This window comes from Enterococcus sp. DIV2379 (assembly GCF_050542965.1).
Taxonomy (GTDB): Bacteria; Bacillota; Bacilli; order Lactobacillales; family Enterococcaceae; genus Enterococcus_D; species Enterococcus_D entomosocium.
In genome coordinates this window covers 3,220,188-3,232,140 of the sequence record NZ_CP172938.1, presented here as the reverse complement: position 1 = coordinate 3,232,140, position 11,953 = coordinate 3,220,188, and the positions used below count along the sequence as shown (strand labels likewise).

9 protein-coding genes are annotated in these 11,953 nt (G+C 44.3%); 5 read left to right on the top strand and 4 right to left on the bottom strand.

Translation table 11 applies throughout. The features are described 5' to 3' along the window. The first annotated feature begins 125 nt into the window (after positions 1-125). The 3 genes from IGI92_RS14790 (at position 126) to IGI92_RS14780 (ending at position 4,157) form a co-directional block, all read left to right on the top strand. Complete coding sequence (locus IGI92_RS14790) at positions 126-1,130, top strand: class I SAM-dependent methyltransferase (protein ID WP_005233418.1); 1,005 nt, start codon at positions 126-128, stop codon at positions 1,128-1,130. Between the two features lie 24 nt (positions 1,131-1,154). Further along, positions 1,155-2,339, top strand: a complete 1,185-nt coding sequence (locus IGI92_RS14785) for an acetate/propionate family kinase (protein ID WP_005233419.1) — start codon at positions 1,155-1,157, stop codon at positions 2,337-2,339. A 357-nt stretch (positions 2,340-2,696) separates the two neighbouring features. Beyond that, on the top strand, positions 2,697-4,157 hold the full coding sequence (locus IGI92_RS14780) for a peptide MFS transporter (protein WP_005227746.1): 1,461 nt from the start codon (positions 2,697-2,699) through the stop codon (positions 4,155-4,157). A 95-nt stretch (positions 4,158-4,252) separates the two neighbouring features. Here the strand turns inward: IGI92_RS14780 and abc-f are convergent, their stop codons facing one another. Both abc-f and IGI92_RS14770 read right to left on the bottom strand, forming a co-directional pair. Then, positions 4,253-5,836 carry a ribosomal protection-like ABC-F family protein gene (gene abc-f, locus IGI92_RS14775; RefSeq protein ID WP_301388156.1) on the bottom strand — a complete coding sequence of 528 codons (1,584 nt, stop codon included), beginning with the start codon at positions 5,834-5,836 and terminating at the stop codon, positions 4,253-4,255. 313 nt (positions 5,837-6,149) lie between these two features. Then, a complete protein-coding gene (locus tag IGI92_RS14770) occupies positions 6,150-8,150 on the bottom strand; it encodes a KUP/HAK/KT family potassium transporter (RefSeq protein ID WP_008382045.1) in 2,001 nt (666 codons plus the stop codon). A gap of 270 nt (positions 8,151-8,420) precedes the next feature. Here IGI92_RS14770 and IGI92_RS14765 point away from each other — a divergent pair, with 270 nt between their 5' ends. Both IGI92_RS14765 and IGI92_RS14760 read left to right on the top strand, forming a co-directional pair. Next, positions 8,421-9,176, top strand: a complete 756-nt coding sequence (locus tag IGI92_RS14765) for an ABC transporter ATP-binding protein (RefSeq protein ID WP_301388154.1) — start codon at positions 8,421-8,423, stop codon at positions 9,174-9,176. Beyond that, a complete protein-coding gene (locus IGI92_RS14760) occupies positions 9,177-10,757 on the top strand; it encodes an ABC transporter (protein ID WP_430607293.1) in 1,581 nt (526 codons plus the stop codon). It begins immediately after the preceding gene. Between the two features lie 284 nt (positions 10,758-11,041). Here the strand turns inward: IGI92_RS14760 and IGI92_RS14755 are convergent, their stop codons facing one another. Further along, positions 11,042-11,521, bottom strand: coding sequence for a universal stress protein (locus IGI92_RS14755; RefSeq protein WP_005233432.1), 480 nt, complete (start codon positions 11,519-11,521; stop codon positions 11,042-11,044). 64 nt (positions 11,522-11,585) lie between these two features. Next, a complete protein-coding gene (locus tag IGI92_RS14750; RefSeq protein ID WP_306425335.1) occupies positions 11,586-11,876 on the bottom strand; it encodes a hypothetical protein in 291 nt (96 codons plus the stop codon). Between the last annotated feature and the right edge of the window lie 77 nt (positions 11,877-11,953).

The following is an 11,953-nucleotide window of genomic DNA, read 5'->3' as shown; positions in this document are numbered from 1 at the left end:
GAAATAGAAAAAGAATGTTTACAGCTTCACAAATTATTCTAAACGAAAGCGATTGATTATTTTGGATGAATCGGCTAAAATTAAACAGGTATATATGTTGTTATAGTTTTGAAAAGAGGTGCAAGATGTCCGCAGAAAAAATGGAAACGTCTTTTCATTTGACCGTTGAAGCGATCCAACTGCTTCAAAACGCATTGGAAACGTCTTTTTTTGATGCTTACGTAGAGACGATCGAAAATTTTGTTGATCAATACCAAGTTCGCGTGATCGATGGGGTACCAGATGAAGCAACTGCTGCTCGTTTAGAAACCATCTATCAAGAAATTCGAGCAATGGAACTATCGGCAGAAGAAAAACGCAAGCTTGCGCAGTTGGTTTTGTTGAAAGGCAGCCAAACGGAGCGCCTGCAGGCCAATCACCAACTGACACCAGATAGTCTTGGGTTTTTATTCGTCTATTTGATCGAGCAGTTGAGTAGTGCCGATCAACCAGTGAAACTTCTTGATTTATCGGTAGGCATGGGGAATCTCTTATTGACAGTCTTGCTGAATCTGCAATTAGCCAAGCGTCCAGTAGAAGGAACCGGTGTGGATATTGACGAAACCTTGTTGGCGATCGCAGCTGCAACTGGCGAATGGACCAAAGCGCCCTTGCATTTGTTCCATCAAGATGGCTTGCAAGAGCTTTTGATCGAACCGATGGATCTGGCGATCAGCGATCTACCGGTGGGCTATTACCCACAAGATGACAAAGCCCGCAGCTTTATTACGGCGGCTCCAGAAGGACACAGTTACGCCCATCATTTGTTGATGGAACAAGCGATGAACTATGTCAAAGCTGGCGGTTACGGTTTGTTCTTACTACCAAGCAATTTCTTGGAAACGGAACAGAGTGAATTTTTGAAAAAATGGCTGAAAGAAAAGGTTTATTTGCAAGGAATGATTCAGCTTCCTGAAGAACTCTTTAAAAATGAACATTCACGTAAAAGTATATTGCTTTTACAAAACCACGGAGGGACAAGCAAACAAGCAGAAGAAGTCTTGCTGGTCAAGCTAGCCTCACTGAAAGAACCAAAGAACATCACAAAACTTTTTGAACAATTTGCGGCTTGGAAAGCAGCAAATCTGTAATATAATTCGGATAAGGAGATCATCATGTCAAAAACAATCGCAATCAATGCTGGAAGTTCAAGTTTAAAATGGCAATTATATCAAATGCCAGAGGAAACAGTTGTCGCTAAAGGAATCGTTGAACGAATCGGTTTGAAAGATTCTATCTTTACCATCAAATATGGGGAAGATCAAAAATTCGAACAAATCATCGATATCAACGATCACGAAGTAGCTGTAAAAATGTTATTGGATCAACTGATCGAATTAAACATTTTAGGTGCTTATGATGAAATCACTGGCGTCGGTCACCGCGTCGTTCACGGCGGAGAAGATTTCCCTGATTCAGTTGTGATCACAGACGAAGTGATGGAACGCATCCAAGCATTGGCTGAATTTGCGCCATTACACAACCCAGCAAACTTGATGGGGATCACTGCTTTCAAAAAAATCTTGCCTGAAATCATCAGTGTCGCTGTTTTTGATACTTCTTTCCATGCAACGATGCCAAAACACAATTACCTATACAGCTTGCCATTAGAGTACTATAACGAGTTTAAAGTACGTAAATACGGCTTCCACGGTACAAGCCACCGTTATGTTTCTGAGCGTGCGGCAGAAATGTTAGGCAAACCAATCGAAGAATTAAAAATCATCACTTGCCATCTAGGGAACGGTGCGTCGATCACTGCAGTTGACGGCGGAAAATCAGTAGATACATCAATGGGCTTCACGCCGTTAGCTGGTGTAACGATGGGAACACGTTCTGGTGACATCGATCCTGCTGTTTTGCCTTACTTAATGGAAAAATTAGATTTGAACATCGATGAAATGGTGGATGTTTTAAACAAAAAATCTGGTTTATTAGGCTTAACTGGTATTTCCAGCGACATGCGCGATCTAGAAGCAAACTACGACAAAGAAGAAGTCAAAGTTGCTTATGACGTCTTTACTGACCGCATCCGTAAATACATCGGTGGCTATGTAACGACCATGAACGGTGTCGATGCGATCGTCTTTACTGCTGGTATCGGTGAAAATGATGCCCACGTCCGCAGCGAAGTTATCAAAGGCATGACTTGGTTTGGTTGCGAATTAGATGCCGATCAAAATGCAAAACGCGGCGAAGAATTAGTGATCTCAACTGAAGAGTCAAAAGTCAAAGTACTTTTGATCCCAACAGATGAAGAATTAATGATCGCTCGTGATGTGGAACGTTTACGCGGCTAAGCGAAAACATTTCTTAGAATAGAAGCTGAAACACATGCAAGAGAAATGCTTGCATGTGTTTTTTTGTAGGAAAGTCCGCAAAACGGGACTAGAGAGAAAAATTGGTGAAGACCATTTTCTAATTTTTTAAACAGAAAATTTAATAATTATACATATGAAAATTGGCTCATACTGCACCTAGGTGGATGGCTTCTCATTTTGCTTTCATTTTAATTTAAATTTCCTTCCTTTTTTACAAGATGTTCTCAGGGAAATACCCTTGTAAAAGTTGCCAAATGGGAATAAACTGGCATTTGTGAATTTTCAGAAAAATTCCGCTATTTTATTTTCATTAATTTTTATAAGGGGCCATTACATATGGAAAAAGAAAAAACATTCTTAGGTCAGCCGCGAGGGCTGTCGACGTTATTCTTCACGGAAATGTGGGAACGATTCAGTTATTATGGTATGCGGGCGATTTTGGTGTACTTCATGTACGATGCAGTTGCCAACGGCGGCTTAGGGTTGCCAAAAGGAACGGCTGTGGCGATCATGTCGATTTACGGTTCCTTAGTGTATATGTCAAGTATTGTTGGCGGTTGGATCTCGGACCGTCTTTTAGGATCAAATAAATCCGTCTTTTATGGTGGGATCTTGATCATGTTAGGACACATCGTCTTGGCAACACCTTTAGGGATTCCAGCGTTGTTTGTGTCCATGATGCTGATCGTCATCGGAACCGGACTCTTGAAATCCAACGTGTCGGGTATGGTGGGGCATTTATACAGCAAAGACGATATCCGTCGGGATGCTGGTTTCTCAATTTTCTACATGGGGATCAATATCGGTGGCTTGTTAGCACCGATCATCGTCGGGATCTTAGGACAAGAGGTCAACTACCACTTAGGCTTTTCGATTGCTGCTATCGGGATGTTTATCGGTTTGGTGCAGTATTATGTGCAAGGAAAAACCACGTTGAAAAGTGTAGCGATCGCGCCAACGAATCCCTTATCGGCAGCCGAAAAGAAAACCTTCTTCCGAGCAGTCGTTCTGGTTCTTCTCGCATTGGCAGTGTTGTTTGGCGCAGCTGCTGCAACGGGCCATCTGACGGTTGATTTCTTCATCAACTTCATCAGTGTTTTAGGTATTTTCTTGCCGATCTACTACTTTACCAAAATGCTGCGTTCGAAAGATGTCACACCAGATGAAAAGAAAAAAGTGTTGGCCTACATTCCGCTGTTCTTGTCAGCGATCGTCTTTTGGTCCTTAGAAGAACAAGGCTCATCGATCTTGGCATTGTTTGCTGCTGACCGTACGCAATCAACGTTATTCGGCATCAATATTCCAGCAAGTTTGTATCAAACCTTAAATCCACTTTTTGTCGTCTTACTGACACCTGTCTTTGTCTGGTTGTGGACCAAACTAGGCTCTCGTCAGCCACGGACAGAAGTGAAGTTTGCCATCGGTTTAGTCTTAGCCGGTTTGTCCTTTCTATTGCTAATGCTGCCAAGCCTCTTGTTTGGAGTAGAAGAACGGGTCAGCCCATTATGGTTGGTATTGAGCTTCTTCATTATGATTGCGGGGGAAATGTGTCTTTCACCTGTGGGCTTGTCGGTGACGACCAAACTAGCGCCGAAAGCTTTCGAAGCACAAACCTTGGCGATTTGGTTGTTAGCAGACGCTTCTTCACAAGCCATCAATGCGCAAATCGCTCGGTTCTATACACCACAAACAGAAGGGATGTACTATGGCATCGTCGGCGGAGTAGCCGTTGTTGTCGGCATCATCTTGTATTTAGCTAGAAAACCGATCCGCAACTTGATCGGCAACATTCATTGATCAAAAAATAAAAACTTGATTTTCCGCCTATGCATGGATTGAACAACCCATGCTTACTGTAGGAAAATCAAGTTTTTTTGTTGCGAATCAATGTCTTAGTCAATCAATGGGCTTAGTGGCTGGCGTGTGATCTGCTGCTGTGCAATGACCAGGGCTTCTTGGAAGTGCTGCTGCAAAAAGTAGCGGTCATGGCTGACTGCCAGCAGGGTTCCTTGATAATCTTGCAGCATTTCTTCAATTTCTTCTCGGGCATAGCTGTCGAGGTGATTGGTTGGTTCATCCAAAATCAGGACGTTGATTTTTTCTAAAAAGAGTTTCAGTAATGCCAACCGGATTTTTTCACCACCGGATAGATCTTTGATTCGTTTGGCCACATCACCTTGATAAAAACCACTTTTGGCTAATTGCCGACGAGCCGTTTCTTCGTTTCCTGTCAATGTATGGACGTAGGCTAATAGGCGGCTCTCGGGATCGGAAAACTGCAGCTGCTGGGGCAAATAGCCGATCTGTAAGTTGCTGCCGCGCTTGATAGTGCCGCCGCTAGGAAGCTCCTCACCGAGAAGTAATGTGAGTAAGGTTGATTTTCCGGTACCATTGTCGCCGATGATGGCTAGATGCTCCCCACGGTAGACCGCAAAACTGCTGTCTTTGAATAAGACTTGGCCGGCGTATTGCTGGTGCAAATCGTGAACGATGAACACCTCTTTGCCTGATTTTCCGCCATTTGCCAAGCCTTGCAGCCGATTTTTCGGGGGCGCTGGCGGTTTGACCAGTGTAAGTTTCGCTAGGCGGCGTTCCAATTCTTTGGCTTTTTTGAAGAAGGATTCATTGTCTCCTTCATGGCCCCACTGACGAAATCGACGAATCATGACTTTCAGTCGCTGGACTTCTTTTTGCTGCAGTTCGTAATTTTTGGTCAGCTCCGCCAAGCGAGCTTCTTTCAAGACACGAAATCGGCTATAGTTCCCAGGATACTCAATCAGGGCGCCTTCTTCCAGTTCCCAGGTCTTGGTGGTGACTTGATCGAGAAAGTGTCGATCGTGAGAAACGACTAGAACCGCTTTTTTCGTATTCTGTAAATAATTTTCCAACCAGCGGATACTTGAAAGATCCAAGTGATTGGTTGGTTCATCCAGTAACAGCAAGTCAGCATCGGTGACTAACACTTTGGCTAAAGCGACTTTGACCCGTTCACCCCCGCTAAGGTCTGTTAACCGTGCGTCCTGCCGATGGGGAATTCCTAACCCTTGTAAGATCGCGGAAATTCGGTCTTCTAATCCATAACCGCCCAGCTCTTCAAAGCGCTGCTGCAGCTCGCCATAACGGATCAGACACTTCTCTAAATCAGTATCGGGTTCTGCCATCAAGGCTTCGTAATGGCTCATTTGCTGTTTGAGTTCTTGAATGTTAGCTGCAGAATGGAGCAGGTAGTGGGTAACGGTTGCTTCAGAAACTGTCAGCTCTTGCTCGACCGTCCCGATCCTCAAGCCTTTTTGGCGGCTGATAACGCCGCTATCGACGCCTTCACTGCCAGTCAAGATTTGTAAAAAGGTTGATTTGCCCGTTCCGTTGATGCCGACTAAGGCAATTTTTTCCCCAGCGTCGATTTGGCAGGATAACTCCTCAAATAACGGATTCCCGCCGATGGTTTTTTTAATAGCAATTGCTTGTATGATCATGATCTCTCTCCTTGAGACCACTCAAAAAGGCCATGGATATCCATGGCCAGTGTTATTTAAACTCAGATTTTTTTGAGAAAAATACCTTGAGATGGCCATTGATTTTACGTAAATTTAACTGTTTTGGACAGACTCGTCCCGTCAACAGCAACTGTAAAACCAATTGCATGGCTAAATGCGATATGGTATCGTTGGTAATTTTCATTACTTGTTATTTTAGTCATGCGCATCATGGTCGTTTTCCCTCCTTTGTGTCTTTGTCTTTTCAGTGTACCTGAAAGTATCAGAAAGTTCAACCAGGACTGGCGGTTTCTTAGCGTTCCTCGATGCGTAATTCTGTCAGAGAGCTTTCTTTCATCTGACCGATGACCAAAGGAACGGTCTCATGAACCACATCGCTGTATTCTAAGCCGAACCAGCGTTCAGGTGAAATAGTATGGCGTTTGATAAAAAGCTTCGTCTGCATGACTTGCTTCTGCCATTTGCTTAATGCAGTTGCATTCGACAGCTCTTCTTCGATCATCACGAATTGGAAATCACCCACATTGCGTCCAGGCGTTAAGGAATAGCGTTGCGGCTGCAGCGGCAAGCGACCATCTTTCATCAATTCTTGAATGATTTGGCGAATGTAGAGATTGACTTCTTGCGGCACCCGAAAGCCGAGATAAAGCTTTAGTTTAACGATAAAATCGGTATCTGCCATCGAAACTTCATATTTTTTCGTATAAGGTTCATCGGTGACTTCCACATTGACGAACCAATACACTTTGGCACGCTTCGGCCGTTTGTCTAAAATGGAATAGATGAACTGCTGACCGATCTGATCGTCTTGCAGTTTAGGAACCATGAAGACGACGTTCGTCTGAGATAACGGCAAAGAATCATCTTCCCGCAACTGTTTCAATTGAGGGATATAGGTAGAAAGTGCAACTTCTTCGGCAGCATTTTCTTGAATACGATTGCCCCATTCCCAAATCAGCATCACGCCGATGATCACGCTGGCTAACAAGATGGCAACGTAACCGCCATGGAAAAATTTCGTCGCACTAGAGATAAAGAAAATGCCTTCGATCGCTGCAAAAAAGAGCGTGATGAACGGTGCCAAGAAACGGGTCTTCTTGTTTTGGTGCAAGTAGAAATACAGCAAAATAGTGGTCATCAACATCGTTACCGTAATGGCCAACCCATAAGCGGCTTCCATCCGAGTAGAGGTCTGGAAGAATAAGACTACGCCGGAACAGGCGATCCACAGCAAGGTGTTCAAGGCAGGAATATACATTTGCCCGATAGACGCCCCCGGATAGATGATTTGCATCCGCGGCAATAGTTTCAACTTGATGGCTTCAGAAACCAAGGTAAAGGAGCCAGACAGCAGAGCTTGCGAAGCAATGATGGCAGCGAGTGTGGCGAAGCTGACACCAAAGACTGTCCACCCTTGCGGCAACGCTTGGAAAAATGGATTCAAGTTTTCGATTTCTTGATAAGTCGGGTTTTGATAGACTTGCAGCAGCCACGCCGCTTGACCAAAGTAATTCAGCATCAAGCAGATTTTGATATAGGGCCAGCTAGCATAAATGTTTTTCTTACCCACATGACCTAAGTCCGAGTAGAGGGCTTCCGCACCAGTAGTCGCCAAAAAGATATTGCCGAGAATAAAGAGACCAGCGCTGTTATCGGGACTAAAGAGCAGATTGATCGCATACCGGGGATCAAGGGCCCGAATCACCGAAAGGTCACCGGCAAAGTTCATCACACCGACGATGCCCAAGAAGGTGAACCAGCCTAGCATGATCGGTCCGAAGGCTTTGCCGACAAACTCAGTCCCAAAGCGCTGCAGGGCAAAGAGGACCAATAAGATTGCTAAGGTTATGCCGACGATGATCGATTGGTCATTGCCGAAGCGATCAAAAAAGGCTGGAATTCCCCGTAATCCTTCGATGGCAGTGGTCACGGTCACGGCAGGCGTCAATACCCCATCTGCTAGCAGGGCTGCGCCCCCGATGATCGCTGGAATAATCAAGTAGCGGCTGTTTTTACGAACTAAGGTATAAAGGGAAAAAATCCCGCCTTCTCCATGGTTATCCGCGTTTAATGCGATCAAGACGTACTTGATCGTCGTTAACAAGGTCAGCGTCCAAAAGACGAGCGAGACGCTGCCTAAGATAAAATCGGGCGTTAAGGTGCGGAGTCCGCCATTATCCTCCACCAGGGCTTTCATTACGTAAAGTGGGCTCGTACCGATATCACCGTAGACCACCCCCATGGCGACTAAAAGTCCGCCGGCGGTCACTTTTTTCATTTTACTTGAACTCATTGACTGTTTTCCCTCCATTTTAAACTGCAAAAAGACCTAAGCGGCCCCTTGCCACTTAGGTCTTGCAAGAAACATCTTAAACCAGCGGATTCCCGCTTGCTGTTGATCTAAGATCATGGAACGATCCATGTGCTACTCCCCTAAAGTGCTCTTATTATCTTTGTTTTTGCAGCTCCTGTCAATTGATTTGATAAAAATGGCAATAAACATTTTTCTTTTACTGCTTTTCAGCGTAAGATAACAATAGGTATGGAATAAGGAGGCAGGAAAATGATTGAGATCAAGAATCTGACGAAACAGTATGGACCCAAAAAAGCATTGTCTGATCTTTCCCTGACGATTCGTCAAGGGGAGATCTTTGGCTTTCTGGGACACAACGGGGCAGGGAAGTCGACAACAATCAAAAGCTTAGTGAGTATTTTGCAACCGACGAGTGGGGAAATCTTTTTTGACGGTCAATCCCTCGCGGAACATCGGGAAGCGATAAAAAAACAAATTGCCTATGTGCCGGACACGCCAGATTTGTTTTTACAGCTAACAGCAGGGGAGTATTGGGACTTGATTGCCGCAGCGTATGAGGTGCCAGCAGCGGAAAAGGCCGAGCGTTTGCAAAAATTAGGGCGCTTGTTTGATATGCTGTCTCATGAAGAAGAGACCATCGCCAGCTTTTCCCATGGAATGAGGCAAAAAACGCTGCTGATTGGGGCATTGATTCCCGATCCGGACATTTGGATCTTGGATGAACCATTGCAAGGCTTAGATCCTCAAGCGGCGTATGATTTAAAAGAAATGATGAAACAGCACGCTGCCAAGGGTAAGACCGTGATTTTTTCCACCCACGTCTTGGACACCGCCCAGCAGTTGTGCGATCAATTGGCGATTTTGAAAAAAGGTGAGCTGCTGTACAATGGCTCAGTGGCAGATTTGCTGGCACAGCATCCGTCGCTTTCTTTGGAAACAATCTATCTGCAAATGACTGGGAGAAGTCAAGAAGAAGCGATTCTTGCAGAAGCGGAGGAAGCGTAGATGCGAAAACAACAATTTCTGACGCTGACTTCCGTTAATTTGCGGTATGCCAATCCCCAACTAACAGACAAAGCCCGCAAAAAAGGCAAGGCTGGTTCGACCTTGACCAGTTATCTGTTGTTTCAATATGCGCTTTCTGGGGTAGTGTTTCTCCTAATCTATGGCTTGACGATGATCACATTGGATTTTAGTCAGATGCCGGGCTTTTTTACCTATTATGTCGCTTTGTTCGGAATCTTAGGCTTTTCCCAAGGGATTTCGTCCATTTACAATGTCTTCTTCGAAAGTCAAGATCTGCCAGCGTATTTGCCGCTGCCCTTTCGACAGAGTGAAATTTTTCTGGCAAAGATCGTGGTGGTATTTCTTACCGTTGCGCCGTTTATTTTTCCTTTGTTGGTCTTATTTCTCCTGACAGGGATTCGGGCAAACGTCTTTTTCTTGCTGACGATCTTATGGGCGTTCTTGCTGTTCGGCTTGTTTTTAGTCTTGATCTTCAGCATTTGCAGCTTGATCGTCTTCAGCCTGACCCGCACCAAGTTTTTCTTGAAGCATAAAAAATTGGTCACTAGTTTATTGCTAGGCGTGACGATGCTGGTTGTTGTGATCGGGGTCTTAATGATGAATCAGGTGAATACTTATGAGACAGACGTGGTAGACCGGGGAGCGATCAGCTTTTTATTGCCTTTTTATTATGTGATGGTGGCACCGTTTCAAACGACCGGTTTGCTTAGCTTGCTAGGGATCATCGCCACAGCAGGCGTGCTGCTTTTTGCCCTCTATCGATTGATCTTACCGAAGTTTTATGAGCAAGTGGCAGCCGCGGCGCCTAACCAAGGGAGTGTTCGTCGGAAACATAAGCCCAATCAAGGCTTGGGCCAGCTGTTGTTTAATTACAATTCGCAGTTGATCCGTGATCCGAATTTGATCATGCAAGTCTTTTCTTCTTCGTTGCTGATGCCCATCATTTTCTTAGTGTCTTTTGTGTTTACAGGAGCGATTCAGTTAAGTGAATTGGATGAGCGGTTTATCGGTGTTGTTTTCGTGGCGGGGATCGCCTTGGCGGCACTGATGGTCAACCCGACTTCTTTTATCAGTAATTTGATTTCATTGGATCAGGAGAATTTCTTGTTTGTCCGCTCCTTGCCGCTATCGATGAAGCGCTACTTGCGGGAAAAATTCCGCTTTGGCGTCGTTTTGCAGCTGAGCTTAACGGCAGTCATCGTGCTGGCAGCAGTGCTTTTATTCAAAATGCCGCTGATTTTGGCTATCTCTTTCCTAGTAGGAGCACTTTGGAGCAGTTTTCTTTTGTGCTTGAAATATTTTGCTCGGGATTATCGATTGCTGCTTTTGGATTGGACCAATATCAGTCAATTGTTTACGAGAGGGGCGGGGAGTCTTGGGTTAGCCATTGGAACAGTCGCAACGCTATTTCTTTCCGTCATTGTTATCATCCTTTATGGCTTTGCTGCGACTTCGGTTGATTTTTGGTTATTGAATGGTCCGGTTTTCTTTGTGATCCTCTTGACCAACGTCCTTTGGATAACCCATGATCACCATAGATTTTGGCGTCGTTTTTCCTAAGGGAAGCGACGCTTTGCTTTTTTTATTTAAGGATGGGTAAATTAACTATTTATTCAGAAAATTCAGAAAAACTATTTACAATCAAAAGGAAACATGGTTAGATAGGAGTACCTATTACTTTGCTTTCATTTTTTGCTGTACAAGTTTGGATAACCGACTTGTCAAAGAGCTGTGACCAAAGGCAAAAAGACCAATGAGACCTAAGTGCTCGTTAACTCTTTTGCTTTTGTCACGGTTTTTTTTGCACAAAAAAACCTGCCAAGCAGCGGCAGGTCGTCTCACTATTAAGCTTTCGTGTGGTCTTTTGCTGGGACTTTGTTTTCTAGGTCTGTCCGCACAACTAACACATCACAGCCAGCATGGCGAATGACATACTCAGACACGGAACCGATAAAGATTCGTTCCACGGCATTTAAACCAGTGGCACCGATCATAATCAAATCGATGTTGTGATCTTCGGGCAATTGTTTGGCAATGATTGGTTTTGGCGAGCCGTATTCAATCACTGTTTTGACTGCAGTTACTTGGTGTTTGCGGGCATAATCCTCATAGTCTTTCAAAGTTTGTTTGGCCATTTCGGTTGCTTGCTCAGCAAGCATGCCGTCAAAAGAAGAAACGGTTTGAAAGGCCCGAGTGTCGATCACATGTGCTAAAACTAATTCAGAATCATTCCGCTGTGCCACATTCACGGCTTTTTTGAAGGCTAATTCTGACTCGCTAGACCCATCGACGGCTACCATGATTCGTTGATATTGTTGTAACATAAGAAACACTCCCATCTGTTATCTTCTACTTTTATTGTAATGCTTTTTTCTGGAAAAAGAAAACCTAATTTTCCTTTTTTTTCATTTTTTGTGCCAGCAAGATGCTGAATGAAGCGGAAGAGAGCAGCAACAACGCCAAATAAAACAAGGCAATCAGCTCTCTATCGACAAAGCCCACAACCAATGCCACTACGCCTAAAAGGAAATGAATGAGGCTATAGGTTTTTAAGAAGACTTTATTCGCCTCAGTAGTAGGGATCAAAGTGAAAAAAATCGCTTGTTTGGCATAAAGCAAATAACTGGTGCCGAATAATACGAGTGCCACGATCGTAAATAATAGAAGAATCATAAACATACGCCATCCTATTCTAAGTTGATAGATTTAGTATAGCGAACCCTAGAAAGAATAGCAAAAGCCACCCTTACTTTGAT